Below are 17,727 nucleotides of genomic sequence, written 5' to 3'. Positions count from 1 at the left end.
ACTGTTCCCAGACGGTATGGGTCTCGGTGTTCTTTGATGGAACGGGCAACAACCGCTTCAACGACACACCGAAACTCAAGCAAAGCAACGTCGCGCGGCTCTTCCTGACACATCCGGAAAGCGATGACGAGTTGGGCAAGTACGCCATCTATGTTCCCGGACTCGGTACGCCGTATCCGGAAATCGGCGAGCATGACTACAGCACGATGGGGCTTGGCGTGGCGTCGGGCGGCGACGCGCGGCTTGTGAAAGCGCGCGCCGATTTCGACAAGCTGGTGACGAAAGCCAAAGCGCGCGCAAAGAATCCGTCACAGCCGATCCGCATGATCAATCTGGCGCTGTTCGGCTTTTCGCGCGGCGCGGCACTTGCACGGGCTTTCGCGATTCGAATTGCGAAAGACTGTCGCCAGGGTGCCGGCGGCTGGACGTATCAAGGGCATCCCATTCGCCTCTATTTCATGGGACTGTTCGACACCGTCGCTTCGGCCGGCGTGCCCGCAAGCGCCAAAACGTATGATCACAGTCCTCTCGTCAGGATTGGCACCTATGTCATTTCGCCGTTGGCAGGCATCGGATTGTCCGTCACGAGCAAGGACGGCCACTACGAGTGGGCGAAGGATCTGCGCATACCGGCGATGGTGGAGCAGTGCGTTCACTACATCGCCGCACATGAAGTCAGAGACTCGTTTCCGCTCGATTCCGTGCGTGACGGAAAGCACTATCCGGCCAATGTTCACGAAGTCATCTATCCGGGTGCGCATTCGGACGTCGGCGGCGGATACGCGCCGGGCGAGCAGACGCGCGCTTTGAAGGACGAAGACAAACTCAGCCAGGTGCCGCTGCTTCATATGTATCGCGCGGCAAGAGCGGCGGGCGTACCGCTGTCCGCGCTTGACATTCTGGGTCCGGGTATCAAGGGGCGTTCACCGTTTCGTCAAAGACAGCCGCGCTCTTCGACTCGTACATGAGCCGCGCGAAGGCAAGCGGCCCCGTTGAGAAAGCGACGTCGGATCATCTCTTTCAGATGTATATCGCGCGCAGCTATCTGTCGAAGCTCACGAACGACGAGAAAGCCCAGGCGCGGGTTGCGGCAGCCGAACAGGTACTGACCGAGACCCACAATAACGACCTCGTGCCGAACGTCAGGAAGGAACTCGCCATTATCACGGCGGATGGCAACGCTGTGAATGAGGCGACTGCTTCCGCCGAGACCAAACGGCTCGACGGCGGCAAACTCAGCTTGCGGGAAGAGACGCTTGCAAGAGCATATGAGGATGTCTCGCTGATTGTCGGCGAGGCGGAACAGCGCGACCGTTTGCTCGACTTCTTCGACTATCTGGTCCACGATTCCGTCGCGGGTTTCGCGAAAGATTTTTCCAAATTGCAGAATTGGCGGATGGTGTATTTCGGTCAGGTTGCGTACGAGCCGGCAAACGACTGGAGTCTGTCGGGACCTGCATCGCCGCTTTGAAGCCATGCAGCACAGGCCTCGTCGCCGCCTGCAGAACAAACCATGAAATGACTGTTCTTCGCCGCACTAGTCCATTGCGTCATTGAAAAGGCACCCGATGTGGTATTCAATGAAATGCATGGAAAAGATGAATCTGACGGCGCTTGAGCGCGAGCAATTGCTCTCAGCAACTCGCAGCCAGACAGTGCGCGCAGCTAACGCGCGGCGTGCCCGGCTTATTTTGATGCTTGACGATGGCCAATCACGCGAGGCGATCATGCAGCGGCTGCGATGTGACTCGCGCTTCATTTCACGGTGGTCGAGTCGGTTCCTGGCCGAGCGGCTGGCCGGCCTGTATGCGCGCCATCCTGGACGTGCTCCCGTGCACCCACCTGAAAAGCTAGAGGCGCGCGTGTTGAAACTCACGCTCACACGCCGTCCTCTGGACGGATCGACGCATTGGAGCAGCTATAAGCTGGCTGCGGCACTGGGTGATGTGGGCGCCTCGACGGTACAGCGGATCTGGCGCAAGCATGGCGTGCGTCCTCATCGGCTCGATACGCATATGGTCTCGAACGATCCTGACTTCGAGACCAAGGCTGCAGACGTGATAGGCCTCTATCTGAACCCTCCCGCTCATGCGGCGGTGTTCTGTGTGGACGAGAAGACCGCCATTCAGGCGCTGGATCGTAAGGACCGGATGTTGCCGCTGTCACCGGGCCGCGCCGAGAGTCATGGCTTTGAATACAAGCGTAACGGCACTCTGAGCCTGTTCGCTGCGCTCAATACGGCGACCGGGGAAGTCATCGGCAAAACCGCGCCACGCCATACCAGCGAGCAGTTCGTCGCCTTCCTCACCGGCGTGATCGCCAGCCAGCGGCCCAGACAGGAAATTCATGTGATTTGCGACAATGTCAGTAGTCACAAGACCGCACGTGTGCAGGAGTTTCTGCAGCAACACTGCAACGTGCGGCTGCATTACACACCGACCTATACCTCCTGGCTAAATCAGGTGGAAAACTGGTTCGCGCGTATCCAGCGCGACGTAATCGCGCGAGGCGTCTTCACCACCGTTAAGGATCTGGATCGCAAACTGATGCGCTATATCCGTGAGCACAACAAGAATCCGAAGCCGATCAAATGGAAGTACAACGATCCATCGCGGCGAATTCGCCCGGTGCCATTTCAATGACGCGATGGACTAGCAGCGACCAGTACCCAAAGCCTCGTGTTGTATGACTTTCCATACCGTTCAGAGTCAGGTTAGTCTGCTTACGTTCCTAGCCTGTGACAGCGGCTTGCACTTCTGCCAGTTGTTGAATGAGTCGTTCCGGCCAACTCCGGTCGTTCGACGTCGCCTCCACGATCGTCGACAATCGTGATTGAGTTTCACTCAAACTTCGCGCGTCAACGCCAGGCCCAGTTATGGTTGCGGCCTATACGGATGGGTAGTCGTAACGTTCACGCAGGATGGGATAACGCGTGTACCGACCAAGTTCACCGCTTCAATTCGAAGATGCTGTCGATCTCAACTGGGATGCCCATCGGCAACGTGTGCACCCCCAGTGCGCTTCGAGCCGGAAGCTTGCTCTGCCCAAACAAGGTTAGCAAGAGGTCACTGGCGCCATTGGCCACTTGCGGATGCTGGGTAAACGACGGTTCCCCACGCACGTAAACTGTCAGTCGGCTGCATCTCTCGACGTTGTCGAGCCCGCATGCCTGATCGACGCAGGCCAAGATCATCAGCATTGTCAGGCGTGCCGCGTGCTGAGCTCTTTCCAGCGACATATCGCCGCCGACTATTCCGATGATTGGCTTGCCATTCTCAAAGGGTCCGAGACCCGAGACATAGAGTTGGCTCCCCGAAACCGAGACCGTTCGATAGGAGCCGAGTGGGTTAATGGGCGGCGGCAATTGGAGGCCCACCTGCGCAAGGCGTTCGGATGCGTTCATGTGTCGCTCGGAGTGATGTGAAGTAACAAGATTCGATTACGAATCATCTTTCTCGGCAAACACCGCCTCCACCAATTTATTCCCGATCGCCTCTAGCCATGATGATCGTCCGCTTCCGGGCAGCTCATGAGACCGTGCCGGGTCGGCAAGACCCATTCGCCGTTGGAGAGAGGAGACATTCGTCGGCACGGGTACGGCTCGATAAATTTGCCGCGATCGGTATGTCAACCTCGATCGCTCAGCCGCCGCTGGCTGTCAAGTGCGGGCGGCGGGCGGATCGAATGCAATACCCGCTGCGTGAAGTCGTGCGAACCGGTCGCCTGTCTCGAAGTCCCAGTTCGATGGCATGACTTCTTTCAAGCCCAGGCCGCCGGAGGCGGGGCTGTCATCAAGCTTGTCCCACTCGTGTTTGTTGATCATCACGATGGCAAGGAACGGCCGAATCTCTTTCGCTACGTCTTCGACCGAGGCGCCCTCGCCAAGTCGGGCAATACATCGATCACGCAAAAACGCGCAGGGCACGACGTGCTCGGGGTGCGTGCCGCCGTTCTTTCCATAACCCGTCGGAACATGCTCTGCTGCCGGGTAGTAATCGAAGCATCGGGAGTCTGCTACTTTGCCGTCCAGACGGGTTTGCTGGATGTACCGAACAACGCGGACGAAGGAGCGCTGGATGATCGCCTCGACGTCGCTGACGGGCTCGAAGGCCCTCGTCGCGGTGGCGCACAGGATGGCGATGTCGACTTCCATCATTGGGTCGAACGCTGGGCCGTCATCATTCTGTTGCAGCCATTGCGCGAGACCAACTGCTGCATCGTGCATCGAGAATCCGCGTTTCCTGTAGAACTCGCCTAGGACAAGGTCCCGTACCGCCGTGTTCGATAGCTTCGTGGGTTTGAGAAACCCGATGGCGAGAGTGTGTCCGTCACAGTTCTCTTCCCACATTTCCCAGAAAAAACGGGCTGTCTCGAAGACCTTCCGGACATGGGCGGCGCGCGTTGCGGTTTCCGGCTTTTCATAGCACGCCGTCAGCCGACGAATTCCGTCGTATCGTGGCGTGACCACCTCCAACGCCTCAAGCGCTTCCATCAAACCCTCGGCCGAATTGAATCCGATGCGCAACCGCCGCTGGAGGAGCGCCACGGAAGGACTTTGTTCTTCGATAACGATCGCCATTGCCTGGCTGATCAGGTCTTGCGTGGGGATGCTGGTGCTCATTTACTGGCCTCGTAGACAGGGATAAGGGCGCGGGACCGCGCCCCAATGCTTAACAGGATCGAGAAGCTTGTAACCTTCCCGCTGTTACAAAATAGTTTGGCTCATGGGTAAGGCTCGCTCGCGCCGTCAACCCGCGGCATTGTGACGGGGTGCTGGTCGAAGCGGACGACCAAATACGCGTGCTATAGCCGCCGCGCGGCGCTCGGGTCGAGACGGACGCCGAGCACGCCATGGATCGCCGAGCGTTAGTAATCACATCGGCCTGTCAGCAGCCAATAGCCCGTGCGATCTTGAAGGATATATTTCTTGCCTCGCTTTATCAGGTATGGCGACCCGAGAATCCGGCCGCCCTGCGCGTCGGGGGTTCCTGTGGTGAAGATGTGGACCATCACATCGTGCGGCGCGAAATTCATTGGGTCCTCGGCCACTTGATCGTTCGTCGGTTCGATACTGGATCCGGGCACTTCGCCGTTAGCATTCTGGTCACGTCTGTCAACCATAATCGAGAAATATATACGTCGATCAAGATAAGCCTTCTTATCTTGATAGCTGTATTTCTGTGCGAAACTGCCACTCATGAAAACGCGCCTCACCTCTGCCGCCCCCTCCGGCGTGTGCCGCATCCAGTGAGGACTCGCGCGGCGCAGCTTGTCGGCCAGGAGTGGATGATCGGTGGCAATCAGGTCCGCCGCCTGCCGGAAAAACCGTCCCAGCACCGCCCACAGGCGCATGCCACTGATGGCACCGACGTCATCGGCGTCCAGACTGCCGACCAGCGGGGTGTCGGGGCGCCACCGCGCCGGCGAGACCGGTAACCGCCTGGCCAGCAGATACTGCGTAAGAGCGTTCCAGGCGAGTGGCGGCAGCGCGACCCGGCCGGCCTTATGGCCCTTCCCGGTCACCCGCAGCCAGTGCTCGCCGCGGGCATCCGTGTCGAAGTCGCCGAGCGTTGCGCCGACGAGTTCGCTGGCGCAAGCCGGTCGCCAAGCCGAAATCGAGCAGAAAGCGCAGACGCCGGGCGGCGGGCGCAGACCAGCCATAGCACGGACGACAAACTTTCGGGCAATTACAAAACATCAAGTCTCGATTCGGCGGCCCGATAACCCGACTGCACGACACCGTCTGCAATCACTTTCGACCGTTTTCGCAGCGCCGAACGAAGGAAGCCTCTGCCCCATGTCGCCCGATCCAATCAACACGAACCTGTCGCTCACCACATCGCCGCCGCCCGAGCCGCCTTCATCGAATGGAAGCTCGCCGTCGGCCAGTGCAGCCGACCGTGGCAATCACGAACTCATGGTGGCGCTCAAGCGCACACTGACCCGGCTCGGCATCGATGCGTCGACGGGTCTTGCGATCAACGACGGCACGCATGAGGGCGCGCTGTTTCATAAGCGCGCGAGCGCGTCGAGTGCATCGCTGATTGCGGCGCTGTATCAGGCGCTCAAACTGCATCAGGCGATCGCGTCGGAGAACGGCCCGACGCCTGAGGCCGACGAGGGCGCGCTGAGTGGAGTGAGCGGTGCGCAGAACGCGTCCACGAACGACAACGGCTACCGCGATCTCAGCGCACAGATCGCCGACCTGGCGAACCTCGCCGGACAGATTCCGCACGACGATGCAGAACGGGACGAATGGGACGAATGGGACTGGGGATTTTCCGATCCCGTCGCCACGTCGAGCACCGATACGTCGACGGACGAGAGCGACCCCATGATGTCCGCCATCGCGCAGTTGAACCAGGCGTTGCAGAATCACGTCGCAGCGCTCTCGCAGGATTCGGGGGCGAGCGTTCCCCTCGCTGCCGTACTCGACGGGTTGTCGAAAGAGACGAAGAGCATCAGGTGGCGCCCGGTCGGCGCGTTGATCGACGTGCAGGCGTGAATCGCGCGTTCACCAACGCAAGAAGTCCGTCGGGCAAATTGCCTATGTGGGTTGTCATGCTTGTCGCGCCTTTTTCACTCGTTTCAGGCCGCATGCTTTCCCCCTGCTTCGGATCGCATGGCGCGCTATTCCTGGGGGCGGTCATTATGTTTCCCGTCTCTCTGTGGGTAGCCGGACTGCTGGCCAGGCAATACCTGGTTTTTGATTCGTCTGCCATCGACGCTCGAGCGTTCGCAGGGCAAGCCCGTCGTTCTGATCGCCCAGATTGAGCGTTGCCCACTGAGCGTTGCCCACTGAGCATTGCCAACTGAGCATTGCCAGCAGCCGTTATGCTCCCGGTCATCCACGCCGGCCATGGCAGGCGTCAGTTCGGATCTTATTCGGCAATGCGCTTGAAACTGGCGTAGTAATTGTCGGTGTAATAGCAGTCGCGCGTCTGCTTGCGCGGTCCGCCGCACACGACACGGCGCAGCCCGCGGTCCGTCGCGCCGGGTGTGCGAACCGTGTACGCGTGGTAATAGCCGCGCGGATGCTGGGGCAGCAATCCCGCACTGTTGCGGAACAGGACGCCGTCTTCGCCGAAAGGAAAAGGGCCACCCGCCTTGATCAGCCGCAGTGTTTCGGCGGCTTCGCCCGGCAACTGGGTTTTGACGATGGTGCCGAGCGTGCCCGAGGCTTGCGCGCCGGAGGCGGCGAGTGTGTCGCTGGCACCCACGCCTGACGCTACGGGCGCCGAACTCGCGGATGCGCCCGATGCCTCGGTGACATTTCCCGATCCTCCCTTGTTGCATCCGGCGAGGGTCACGCAACAGGTCACGAGAACGCCCACCATCGAGGAGACAACCCAGGCTCTCTTCACGAAATGGTTCTCCCCTCGTTGATCGGAATTCGACGACCAGGATAGATGCAAAGGTATCGCTTATGGCGGAGCGAATCAACGCCCGGCCGCAGCGGGCGCTTTTGTCTGGCTATTTTGTCTGGTTAATGTGCGGTTTTCCCGGTGCGGTTTTCCCGATATCGCCGTTACGACAGCCAATCCGCATGAAAGTTTAGCGATGCGTCAAATCCGCGACATCGGCAGCATTCAAAAATGTTAAATGCAGCGTCCAAAAGAATGGCGATTCTTACCGATTCGATTTCAATCATTAAATCGCCATGTAACTACGACCGCCCGAAAAATGCCATTAAAAATACGATTGCTGCAATCGTCTGAACTTATGTATTATCGCGCGGTGGCGCGGGGCGCAATTGAGTAAAAAAGAGGCATTATGGGGCGCAAGATACGATTGCGGCGATTACAGGCGGACTCGTGCAGGATAATCGGCTGCTGAAACTGGATACGCCGCTCGGCGCCGACGTACTCGTGCCGCAAAGGCTTATCGGGCATAGCCGTCTCGGGCGCGATTTCGCATTTACCGTCGATGTCGTTTCTATTAACGACGGCATCGAACTCAAATCGCTGATTGCGCAGCCCGTCACGCTATGGATGCAGCAGGCCAACCAGTCCTATCTGCCGCATCACGGTTATATCCATACTGCACGGCGCCTCGGTTCCGATAGCGCATTGACCAGTTATCAGATCGGGTTTACTTCGTGGATGCATTTTTTGCGCTTTCGCAAAGATGCCCGGATCTGGCAGGATAAAACCGCCGATCAAATTCTCGCCGATGTATTTAATTCGCATAATCAGGCGCAGGGCGCGTTTCGCTTTGCATTGAGCAAGCCATTGGCGGCGCATTCATTCTGCGTTCAATACGAAGACGACTGGAATTTCTGCCAGCGGCTGATGGAGCGGGAAGGCCTTTTCAGCTATGTCGAGCAGGCCGCCGACGGCAAGTCGCACACGCTCGCCATCACTGACGACATCGCCACGCTGCAAGCCATGGCGCCGCAGCAGATCGGTTTCTATCGGGCGGGCACGGGCAGCGAGACCGACGCGTTCGTGCAATGGAGCGGCACGCGCACGCTGCAAAGCACGTCGCTGACCACGCGCACGTTCGACTACAAGTCGCCCGCGACAGCGGCGAATCCGAAGGGCACATCGGTGCCGACCATGGCGACGCAAGGCGATCTGCCCATGCAGGCCGAAGTGTACGAATACACGGGCGCCTACACATACGGCAAACAGGATCTTGGCGATCGTCAATCGACGGTGCGTGTCGAGGAGTGGGAGTCGCGTGCAAAGCGTTTTCACGGTACGGGCGCCGTGCGCGGCATCGATACGGGTCGCTGGTTCGAACTGGTGAATCATCCCGGGCACAGCGTGGGCGGCGAGCAGGAACGCCAGTTCGCGGTGATCGAAGTCGAATGGGTGATCGAGAACAACCTGCCCGTGTCGGCGGGCACGACTGACTTTCCGCACAGCCTGAACGCGACGCTGGCCGCCGCACGCGCCGAACATGGCGCGCAAGCGCCCGTCGCCGTGCAGGCCGGCGACGGCAGCGAAGGTTTTTTCCTGACGCGCATCGAGGCGCAGCGCAAGTCCGTCCAGTTCCGCAGCCCGGTTGAACATCACAAGCCGCGCATGCATTTGCAGACGGCGACGGTCGTCGGTCCGGAAAACGAAGAGGTCTACACCGACGAACTCAACCGGATCAAGGTGCGCATGCACTGGGACCGGCTGAACCCCGGCGACGAAAACGCGTCGTGCTGGATGCGCGTCGCGCAATCGGATACGGGCGGCGGTTATGGCGCCGTGCATGTGCCGCGCATCGGCGAAGAGGTGATCGTGTCGTTCCTCGACGGCGACTGCGACCGGCCGATCGTCACGGGGCGCGTGTACAACGGCTCGAAGACGCCCCAGTGGCATTCGAACGGCATTCTGTCGGGCTACCGGTCGAAGGAGTATCAGGGCAGCGGCTACAACCAGCTCGTGATGGACGACGCAACGGGCCAGAATCGCGTGCAGTTGTACAGCACGAGCACGAACGCGCAGCTGCATCTCGGCTATCTCGTTGCGCAGAACGGCAACAGCCGCGGCGCGTATCTGGGCAGCGGTTTTTCTCTCAGCACCGATGCCTATGGCGCAGTGCGCGCCGCGCAGGGGATGGTCGTATCGACGCATCCGGCTACAGGCGTATCGAGCCAGCCGCTCGACGTGCGCGCCGCGAGTACGCAGCTGAACGACGCGCAAAGCGTGCTCGACGCGCTGTCGGAGGCCGCGAGCGCGCATCAGGCCGAGAATCTGCAGGATGGCCACACGAGCCTGAAGTCGTTCGCCGACGCCACGCAAAACAGCGTGACGGGCGCGGCAGCGAGCGGCGACAGCCCAGCGGGCTCCAACACCGCGGGCGGCGGCACGGGCAGCGCGAACGCGTTCAAGGAACCGGTGATGTTGATGGCGTCGCCTGCGGGCATCGCGCTGTCGACGCAAAACACCGTGCATCTGACAGCCAATGAGCACATCAATCTGGTGAGCGGCGAGAGCACGCATATCGCGGCGGGCAAGTCGCTGCTCGCGAGCGTCAGCGAAAAGATCAGCCTGTTCGTGCAGAACGCGGGCATGAAGCTCTTCGCGGCGAAGGGCAAGGTCGAGATCAAGGCGCAGTCCGACAACGTCGAACTCACCGCGCAAAAGACGCTGCGCCTGCTGTCCGCCACCGAAACGATCGAAGCCGCCGCCGACCAGCAGATCCTGCTGACGAGCGGCGGCGCGTATATCCGCATCGCGGGCGGCAACATCGAAGTGCATGCGCCCGGAACGATCGACATCAAGGGCGCGCAGCACAGTTTCAACGGGCCGGCGAGCCAGGGCTATCCGCTGCCGTCCGCACGTCCTGACCAGCCGGGACAGCTCGACCTGCTGCACCAGTATGCGAACGGCGAGGCGGTCAAGGGCGGGCAGTTCTCCGTGCTGAACGCGAACGGCGGCGTGCTGCGCCAGGGCGCACTCGACGCGAGCGGGCGCACGACCGTCAGCGGTTTGCCGCCGGGCGTCGCGCAGGTCAAGTTCGGCATCGATCCGCGCGACCCGTCGCAACCGGCGAACTACTTCAAGAGCCTGAAATGGCCGCCCGAGGCGTCGGCGGCGGGCGACGGTTCGGCGGCGGCTTCGCAGATGGCGTCGTTCCTGCCGGATGCGGGTGGTGCGAGCGGAGCGGCAAGCGCGGCAACGGCGGCAACGAGCGGCGCTTCGCAACTGACGGGCATGGCAAGCCAGGCGGCGCAGATAACGCAGATGGCACAAATGGCGAAGTCGGCGACACAAGACGGCGGTCTCGCATCGCTGGCGACCTCGCAGGCGTCTGGCCTCGCACAAAGCGCGATCGCGAAGGCATTGCCGTCGGGCGCGAGTACGGCGCTGTCGCAAGCGAGTCAGGCGGCGAGTGCGGCGAAACAGGTCAGCTCGATCGCCGAAGCGGCGCGCAGTGCGGCGCCCGCCATCAAGAGCATCGTGTGATGCTGCATCGCTATTTCCATCCGGCGCACCGCCGGCAAGAACCATGAAAACCGCTGCTGCACTACTCATGACGGCCGTCGTCGCGCTCGACGTCCACGCCGCGAACGAACTCAGGATCAACGCTGCGCAACTGGCCGAAAAGTTCGGCAGTGGCGCGGTGTCGACCTCGGACATCGCATCGAATTACGCGGACAGGCGCGTCGCGCTGACGGGCACGCTGCTCTCGCTCGACGAGGGCTTGACGGGCGATGTCGTCGGCAAGCTCGGCGACGATCCCGACCAGGCCGTGCGCGTCGCGTTCGCCAATCAGGCTGCTGTCGCGAAGATACGCAAACGCGTCGGGCAGACAGTGACCCTGCATTGCGTCGGCCAGTTTTCTACCGGCTTCGCGACCGCCACCGCCTGCCAACCCGACTGACGCCATGACCTGTATCCGACGCGCCATGCGTGGCGCCGCCGTGCTCGGCGCCATCACGGCCATCGCGTTGTCGATGCCCGCACACGCGCAATCGGCTGCCGACCTGCGCACGATGGCCGATTTCATCGAATGCAAGCTCAGCCCCAAACAGATCGAGCGCTTCATCGCGCGCGTCGACGCAAATGCGGTGCCCGGCCTGACGAACCAGTCCGGAAAGCCCGATGCGATTGCTCTCGGCTGGCAAACACGGAAACCCGTCGAAGCGTGGGGCGTGCAGTCCAGGGTCGTCACGCTGGTGTCGCCGCGCGAAATGCTGATGGCGATTGCTGCTCCGAAGGGCGGCGAGGTCGACGTCGGAAAGCAATGGGCCGAGCGTATCGGCGGAATGCGCGAAGACGCAGGCGCGGTGTCGATGCGCGAGCACATGAACTGGCGCGGCGCCGACTATCGCAAGGCGGGCGGCGGCCGGGAAATCCGGCTGCTCGTCGATCAGAAGGAGACGCCCGGCTGGATTCTGCTCGGCTGCAGGTACGACCAGGCTTCTTTCGATAATTTCTGAACCGGACTGAATTCGTATGTGCGCCGCTGCTGTGACATCCCAATCCGCCGTTGCAACCGAAGTGGCCATCGCGCCGCTCGTCACGTTCACCAAAGAAGACGTCGGCTCCGCGCTCGAAGAATTCGACGCGTGGCTGCGCAGCGTCAGCGACGGCTACATCACGCTCGAACGCGTGAAGGATCTCGCGAACGCGGTGCCTGTCGTGTCGAACATTCTGTCGGCGATCGACGTCGTGATGGACATCAAGCGACTGATCGAAGCCGAGGTCCGCGATCTGTTCGACTACCTGAATCTCGGCATCGACCTGATCGGCGTCATTCCGATGCCGCCCGTGATGGGCGAATTCCGCATGGGCGCGCGGCCGCTGCTGAAGCTCGCGCGCGAAGAACTGATCCGCAGCGGCAAGGCCGTTGCCGAAGCGGGCGGGCAGATGATCGCCGACTCGATCATCTCGGTGCTCGTCGCGCACATCAGCGCGAAGTTCGCGGGCGAGATCGACAGCTTCGTCAAGGAGATCAAGGCACGCGTCGCGCAGTTGCTCGACGATTGCGCGGCGCACGCGCAGAAGCTGCTAGAAGGGCTCGCGCAGATTTTCGAAGGCGCGGCGACGGGGCGTCTGTTCGATACGTCGGGCAACTATCGTGCAGCCGACAAGCATCTGCGCGAAGCGGGCGACGCATTCGCCGCGCACGACGCAGGCAAGATCGCCGACAGCGTGTGGTCGTATCTGAAGGACGGCACGAAAGTGTTCGTGAAAGACGCGGCGAATCTCGCCACGCGCGCCGTCAACGAGATTTCGCCGTCGACCAACCAGCAGCTGATGCACATGGCGACGCAGGCGCGTCACGCGATTCCCATGGTCACGCAGAAGATCAAGGGGCTCAACAGTTCGGATGTGGGCGGCATGCTGTGGCTGATCGATGCGTTGCTGCAAGCCGTTGCGAAGTGGCGCGAGAAACATGGCGGCAAGGGCGCGCAGACGGTCGGCATCAAGGAAGCGGGCAAGGTCGAAGCGGAACTCAAGAAGACGGAAGGCGAGCTGGAGACGATCGGCAAGCAGGCGAAGGCGAAGCATCCCGGCCCGAACTGCAAGAGCTGCTCGGCGGGGCGCAGCGCGGGATCGATCGGCTATGCGCTCGGCGACGAACGCTTCGAGCACGAAGACTTCATGCTGCCGGGCGCGATGCCCATCGTCTGGCAGCGTACCTATCGTTCGTTCCTCGATGCGTACGATCACGGCGAACTCGGCGCGCGCTGGGTCACGCCGTACACGACGCGCTTCGATATTCACGCGGCCAGACTCGTGTATCACGATCCGGGCGGCCGCAGCATCGACTATCCGCTGCTGAAGGCGGGCGATACGCACGACGACCTCGGCGAAGGCGTGACGCTCGCGCAACTCGACGAGCAATGGCTGACCGTCACGCGCGGCCATGAACTGATGGAGGCGTACGAGAAGCATGGCGACGCGTTCAGGCTCGCGTTCATCAAGGACCGCAGCGGCAATCAGATCACGCTCGACTATACGAAGGATCACCAGCTGTCGCGGCTGATCGCGGCGCAAGGCGTGATCGCTTTTTCGCACGACGGAGCGGGGCGCATCGTCGAGGCCGCGCATTACGACAGCGAAGGCGTGCGCGTCGGCACGCTCGCCACGTACACCTACGATCGCGAGGGCGATCTCGTCGCGGCCGCCGATCGCTACGGCAATCGCCGCGAGTATGCGTACGCGCATCATCTCGTGACGCGCTATACCGACCGCACGGGACGCGGGATGAATCTCGAGTGGGACGGCACAGGTCCGAAGGCGCGTTGCGTGCGGGAATATGCCGACGACGGTTCGAACGAAACGCGCCTCGCGTGGCATCCCGAGATTCGCCTCGTCTACGTGACGGACGGTCTGGGCAGCATGACGCGCCACTATTACGACATTGATGGCTACACGTATCGGATCGTTCATCCCGACGCGCGCGAGGAGTGGTTCTATCGCGATGCGAATCACCATGTGACGCAACGCATCTATCCCGATGGCACGGTCGCGCGCTTCGCCTACGACGCGCGCGGCAATCTCGTCGAACAGATCCGGCCGGACGGCAGCGTCGTGCGCATGGAGTACGACACGCAGGATCAGATGACGGCAATCGTCGATCCGCAAGGCTTTCGCTGGGAGCGCGAATACGACGACAAGGGCAACGTCGTCACGCAGACCGATCCGCTCGGACGCGAGACGAAGTACACGTACAACGGCGAAGGCCTGCCGACGCAGATCACCGACGCGAAAGGCGGCGCCAAGGCGCTGGCCTACAACGCATATGGGCAGCTGACGAGCTACACCGATTGCTCGGGCAAGACCACGCAATGGACGTACGACGGACACGGCCGTCTTCTCGAAGCGACGGACGCCGCCGGGCAAAGCACGCTGTACCGCTATGGCGCCAACGGCCAGCTGAGCGCGGTGGTCAAGCCGTCCGGCATCGAGATCATGGAGCACGATGCCGAAGGCCGTTTGACGGAGCACGCCGATCCGTCCAGAGCGAGTACGCGCTACGGATACGACGCGGCAGGGCGCATCGCGTATCGCACCGATGCGCTGGGCCAGACGCTCGCATATCGCTACGATCGCCTCGGCCGCCTGAGCGCGCTCGAAGACGCAAATCACGCGACGTACCGGCTGTTCTACGATCCCGTGAGCCGGCTCACGGCCGAGATTGGTTTCGACGGCAAGCAAACGCGCTACGAATACGACGCGGCGAGCAGCAAGCTGATCGCGATCGACGAGGCGGGTCAGCTGACGCACCTCGAATACGATCGCGCGGGACGTCTCGCGCGGCGCGTGGCGGGCGGCGACGAAGAGTCGTTTGCATACGATGCAGGCGGCCGCCTCGCGGAAGCGCGCAACGCGCACTGTCGCGTGCAGCACTTCTACGATGCCGTCGGCAACCTGATTCGCGAGCATCACGCGTACGAGCTGTTCGGCGAAAAACGCAGCTATGTGTGGCGTCACGAGTACGACGAGATCGGCACGCGCATCCGCACGCAGCGGCCCGACGGCCACACGGTCGACTGGCTGACGTACGGCGCGGGCCACGTGCACGGCATGATGCTCGATGGCCGCGAACTGGTGCAGTTCGAACGCGACGATCTGCATCGCGAGATTCAGCGCAATTTCTCGAGCCGGCTCGAGCAGCGCACGAAATACGATCCCGCCGGGCGCGTGGCCGAACAGCGGCTCGCGCGCGAGAACGCACCGGGCCATGTCGCCGAGCGCCGTTATGGTTACGATCCGGCGGGACAACTGACGCACATCGACGACAGCCGTCATGGGCCGACGACGTATCGCTACGATCCCGTCGGCAGGCTGCTCGAAGCGCTGAGTCCGATGGCGAAAGAACAGTTCGCCTTCGATCCCGCCAACAACATCGGCTATCCGTCTGCGGGCGCAAGCACGTCGAACACGCTGCCCACGCAGATCCCGAAGACGCTCGGCAATCTGCTGCGGGACTATGCGGGCACGCATTTCGACTACGATGCGCGCGGCAATCTGACCGGCCGGCGTTCACCCGGCAGCGCGCAGCATTATCAGTGGGATGCTTTCAACCGGCTGGTCGGTGCGCGTGTCGACGAGCCGGCCGGTTCGCGCGAGGCACGCTATTTCTACGATCCGTTCGGCCGGCGCATCGCGAGGCAGGTCGATCGCGTGCAGACGATTTTCGGCTGGGACGGCGACACGCTCGCCTTCGAGAGCAGCGGCGCGCACAGCATTCACTTCGTCTACGAAGCGGGTTCGTTCACGCCGCTCGCGCAGTATGCGGGCGCCGCCGTCGAAGGCATCGACACGCCGCAATGGAACGCAACGGATCGCTACGCACCCGAAGACGATCCGCTGATGCAACCGCCTGCGGCAAGCGCGCCCGCCAGCGCGCTGTTCTACCACTGCGATCAGATCGGCACGCCGTTGATGATGACGGACGAGCTAGGCGACATCGTCTGGGAAGCGCGCTACAAGGCGTGGGGCGAGACGATCGCCGTCGATGCACGCGCGTCGCATATCACGCACGTGCCCGTACACAATCCGATCCGCTTCCAGGGGCAGCAGTTCGACGACGAAACGGGTCTCGCCTACAACCGCTATCGCTATTACGATCCGCGCACGGGCCGGTACATTTCACAGGAGCCGATCGGCCTGCTCGGCAACACCAATCCGTATCAGTACGCGCCGAATCCGACCGACTGGATCGATCCGCGCGGACTCAAGGGCAAGAAGGCGCAGGCATCGGGGCAAGCCTGCTGCAGTCCGAACCCGTGCGAAGGAAAAGATCCCGCGAAGGAAGCGCGCGGCTGGCAGGGCACGGCGCCGTACAAGGGCGTGGACTCGTATCAGAACACGGTGCTCAAGCGCGGCACCGTGCTGTATTCACTACATCCGGGCGGTGCGCCGGGCTATGCGGTGACGATCGGATCGCTGCGTCAGGCGGCGAGCAGCTCGGAGAAATTCCACGACCTCGTTCAGGTCACGCCGGGTGTCGACGGCGACGGCAATCCGCGTGCGCGACGCACGCAGGTTCGCGCGTACTTCGTGACGAAGGATATCTGCGTGGCGAAGGGACGCGCGCTGGCCAATCCCACGTTCGACGGCGTCAAGGACGATCACGTCTATCCGGGCGGCGGGCTGCAGTATTTCATTCCGCCGTCAGAGAAAGTGCATCTGACGCCGGGTATCATCAGGAACATTTGACGCATAAGCCAGCTGGCGCACGCACACAGGATTCACACGATGACGAAGAAGAACGCGGTTGCCTTGTGCCCGGAACTCGCGGCCATTCTTGGGAACGAGATCGCCCAGGGCAACCGGCTGAAAGACGGGCCGAACCAGGCCGACTGGCCCGAACCCGGCTCGGTGTTCGCGGCGCTCGAGTTCGATCTGCGCAGCGAACCATCGAGCTTTCCGGAATCCGTGCGGCATTCGATCTGCCGCGACCTTCACTACGGCTGGCATGACGAGTGTTACTGCACGATACACCGGCATCTGCTGGTGGCGGGCGAAACGCATCATCCGTGATGCAATGGGCACGGCAAACTCTTTGCTAATGGCGCGGGCAGGGTGCGCGGTACGGCGCTTGCTCGATTCATGGTCAGGGCAGACGACGGTCGTCTGCGTCGATATCCAGTCCGGTTAAGGAGGATCCGATCATGAAGAAGGCAACCAGCGCAGTCATCGCGGCGCTCGCCGCGCTCGCCCTGTCGGGCGGCGCTTATGCACAGTCGACGGGCGGCACGGCCGCGGGCGGCCAGTCGAGCCATGGCAGCACGTCGAGCCCGGCGACCAACCAGATGAACGACACGAACGGTGGCTATGGCACGCCTGGCGCGACCAGCTCGGGCAGCGGCATGAGCGGAACGATGAACCCGAGCATGCAACAGGGTCCGAACAACAGTTCGACGCCTGCGCCGAAGACCAACAATACGCTGGCGACGCCGTCGGTGAAGTCGCCGGCCGACAACAGCAACTAAGTGTGTGCAACGCAGGGCGCAAGTGTCATTGCGCCCTGCATCTCCGTTTGCCTGACGGAATTTCAACTTCCTTCAAAGACTTCGTTCGAAGATTCAACGCATGGCGTTCAGCGCGATCGAGAGGCTCTCATCGGACGCTCGTTCACAGTCCTGCATAGTCCATCTTCGTGAACTGAGCGCCGTTGAATACGAAGTTTCCCCATTTCGCGTCGAAGGCGGCCGTCGGTCTGGCAGCAACGATTTCGTCCAGCGACATTCCCTGCTTCTTCAGCGATGCGACGTTATTGCGTACTGTGACCAGCATGTCGCGGAATTCGATCAGTTGTGCGTGTGGG

14 protein-coding genes and 1 pseudogene are annotated in these 17,727 nt (G+C 61.9%); 10 read left to right on the top strand and 5 right to left on the bottom strand.

The genetic code is table 11. The features are described from left to right. Positions 1 to 26 precede the first annotated feature (26 nt). From FRZ40_RS31010 to FRZ40_RS31000, 3 genes are all read left to right on the top strand, one after another. Complete coding sequence (locus FRZ40_RS31010) at positions 27 to 968, top strand: T6SS phospholipase effector Tle1-like catalytic domain-containing protein (RefSeq protein WP_240057334.1); 942 nt, start codon at positions 27 to 29, stop codon at positions 966 to 968. Then, positions 965 to 1,471: a hypothetical protein gene (locus FRZ40_RS31005; protein ID WP_147236638.1), complete on the top strand. Its 507-nt coding sequence runs from the start codon at positions 965 to 967 to the stop codon at positions 1,469 to 1,471. Before FRZ40_RS31010 ends, FRZ40_RS31005 begins: the two co-directional genes overlap by 4 nt. Positions 1,472 to 1,580: 109 nt before the next feature. Continuing rightward, positions 1,581 to 2,642: an IS630 family transposase gene (locus FRZ40_RS31000; RefSeq protein ID WP_147236852.1), complete on the top strand. Its 1,062-nt coding sequence runs from the start codon at positions 1,581 to 1,583 to the stop codon at positions 2,640 to 2,642. Between the two features lie 305 nt (positions 2,643 to 2,947). Here the strand turns inward: FRZ40_RS31000 and FRZ40_RS30995 are convergent, their stop codons facing one another. The 3 genes and pseudogenes from FRZ40_RS30995 to FRZ40_RS30985 form a co-directional block, all read right to left on the bottom strand. Continuing rightward, a complete protein-coding gene (locus FRZ40_RS30995) occupies positions 2,948 to 3,403 on the bottom strand; it encodes a RidA family protein (RefSeq protein WP_147236637.1) in 456 nt (151 codons plus the stop codon). 255 nt (positions 3,404 to 3,658) lie between these two features. Further along, the gene (locus tag FRZ40_RS30990; protein ID WP_147236636.1) at positions 3,659 to 4,621 is read right to left on the bottom strand and encodes a DNA translocase FtsK; all 963 of its coding nucleotides are present in this window, start codon (positions 4,619 to 4,621) and stop codon (positions 3,659 to 3,661) included. Between the two features lie 587 nt (positions 4,622 to 5,208). Beyond that, a pseudogene (locus FRZ40_RS30985) lies at positions 5,209 to 5,662 on the bottom strand (integrase); the annotation flags it as partial. A gap of 135 nt (positions 5,663 to 5,797) precedes the next feature. On the opposite strand from FRZ40_RS30985, the gene FRZ40_RS30980 reads away from it, so the two are divergent. Further along, a complete protein-coding gene (locus tag FRZ40_RS30980) occupies positions 5,798 to 6,505 on the top strand; it encodes a hypothetical protein (protein WP_147236635.1) in 708 nt (235 codons plus the stop codon). A 376-nt stretch (positions 6,506 to 6,881) separates the two neighbouring features. Here the strand turns inward: FRZ40_RS30980 and FRZ40_RS30975 are convergent, their stop codons facing one another. After that, entirely contained in the window at positions 6,882 to 7,364 is a 483-nt protein-coding gene (locus FRZ40_RS30975; RefSeq protein WP_420873889.1) for a ribonuclease, read from the bottom strand. A gap of 450 nt (positions 7,365 to 7,814) precedes the next feature. On the opposite strand from FRZ40_RS30975, the gene FRZ40_RS30970 reads away from it, so the two are divergent. The 6 genes from FRZ40_RS30970 (at position 7,815) to FRZ40_RS30945 (ending at position 17,392) form a co-directional block, all read left to right on the top strand. Continuing rightward, complete coding sequence (locus tag FRZ40_RS30970) at positions 7,815 to 10,904, top strand: type VI secretion system Vgr family protein (protein ID WP_240057333.1); 3,090 nt, start codon at positions 7,815 to 7,817, stop codon at positions 10,902 to 10,904. A gap of 43 nt (positions 10,905 to 10,947) precedes the next feature. Next, positions 10,948 to 11,322, top strand: a complete 375-nt coding sequence (locus FRZ40_RS30965) for a hypothetical protein (protein ID WP_147236633.1) — start codon at positions 10,948 to 10,950, stop codon at positions 11,320 to 11,322. A gap of 4 nt (positions 11,323 to 11,326) precedes the next feature. After that, positions 11,327 to 11,881: a hypothetical protein gene (locus FRZ40_RS30960; protein ID WP_028369889.1), complete on the top strand. Its 555-nt coding sequence runs from the start codon at positions 11,327 to 11,329 to the stop codon at positions 11,879 to 11,881. A 31-nt stretch (positions 11,882 to 11,912) separates the two neighbouring features. After that, complete coding sequence (locus tag FRZ40_RS30955; protein WP_240057332.1) at positions 11,913 to 16,616, top strand: RHS repeat-associated core domain-containing protein; 4,704 nt, start codon at positions 11,913 to 11,915, stop codon at positions 16,614 to 16,616. A 39-nt stretch (positions 16,617 to 16,655) separates the two neighbouring features. Beyond that, a complete protein-coding gene (locus FRZ40_RS30950; protein ID WP_028369887.1) occupies positions 16,656 to 16,940 on the top strand; it encodes a hypothetical protein in 285 nt (94 codons plus the stop codon). 131 nt (positions 16,941 to 17,071) lie between these two features. After that, positions 17,072 to 17,392, top strand: coding sequence for a hypothetical protein (locus FRZ40_RS30945; RefSeq protein ID WP_147236631.1), 321 nt, complete (start codon positions 17,072 to 17,074; stop codon positions 17,390 to 17,392). 142 nt (positions 17,393 to 17,534) lie between these two features. Here FRZ40_RS30945 and FRZ40_RS30940 read toward each other — a convergent pair whose 3' ends face one another. After that, a complete protein-coding gene (locus FRZ40_RS30940) occupies positions 17,535 to 17,696 on the bottom strand; it encodes a hypothetical protein (protein WP_231516305.1) in 162 nt (53 codons plus the stop codon). Positions 17,697 to 17,727 lie beyond the last annotated feature (31 nt).

The organism is Paraburkholderia azotifigens, from assembly GCF_007995085.1.
Classification (GTDB): Bacteria; Pseudomonadota; Gammaproteobacteria; order Burkholderiales; family Burkholderiaceae; genus Paraburkholderia; species Paraburkholderia azotifigens.
This window is presented reverse-complemented; position numbering and strand designations above follow the sequence as displayed.

What these genes read in the sequence shown, in the direction of transcription:
- FRZ40_RS30995 (WP_147236637.1), bottom strand. Translation starts at nt 3,403, where the DNA reads ATGAACGCATCCGAACGCCTTGCGCAGGTGGGCCTCCAATTGCCGCCG.
- FRZ40_RS31000 (WP_147236852.1), top strand. Translation starts at nt 1,581, where the DNA reads ATGAAATGCATGGAAAAGATGAATCTGACGGCGCTTGAGCGCGAGCAA.
- FRZ40_RS30960 (WP_028369889.1), top strand. Translation starts at nt 11,327, where the DNA reads ATGACCTGTATCCGACGCGCCATGCGTGGCGCCGCCGTGCTCGGCGCC.
- FRZ40_RS30945 (WP_147236631.1), top strand. Translation starts at nt 17,072, where the DNA reads ATGAAGAAGGCAACCAGCGCAGTCATCGCGGCGCTCGCCGCGCTCGCC.
- FRZ40_RS30965 (WP_147236633.1), top strand. Translation starts at nt 10,948, where the DNA reads ATGAAAACCGCTGCTGCACTACTCATGACGGCCGTCGTCGCGCTCGAC.
- FRZ40_RS30980 (WP_147236635.1), top strand. Translation starts at nt 5,798, where the DNA reads ATGTCGCCCGATCCAATCAACACGAACCTGTCGCTCACCACATCGCCG.
- FRZ40_RS30990 (WP_147236636.1), bottom strand. Translation starts at nt 4,621, where the DNA reads ATGAGCACCAGCATCCCCACGCAAGACCTGATCAGCCAGGCAATGGCG.
- FRZ40_RS31005 (WP_147236638.1), top strand. Translation starts at nt 965, where the DNA reads ATGAGCCGCGCGAAGGCAAGCGGCCCCGTTGAGAAAGCGACGTCGGAT.
- FRZ40_RS30940 (WP_231516305.1), bottom strand. Translation starts at nt 17,696, where the DNA reads ATGCTGGTCACAGTACGCAATAACGTCGCATCGCTGAAGAAGCAGGGA.
- FRZ40_RS30950 (WP_028369887.1), top strand. Translation starts at nt 16,656, where the DNA reads ATGACGAAGAAGAACGCGGTTGCCTTGTGCCCGGAACTCGCGGCCATT.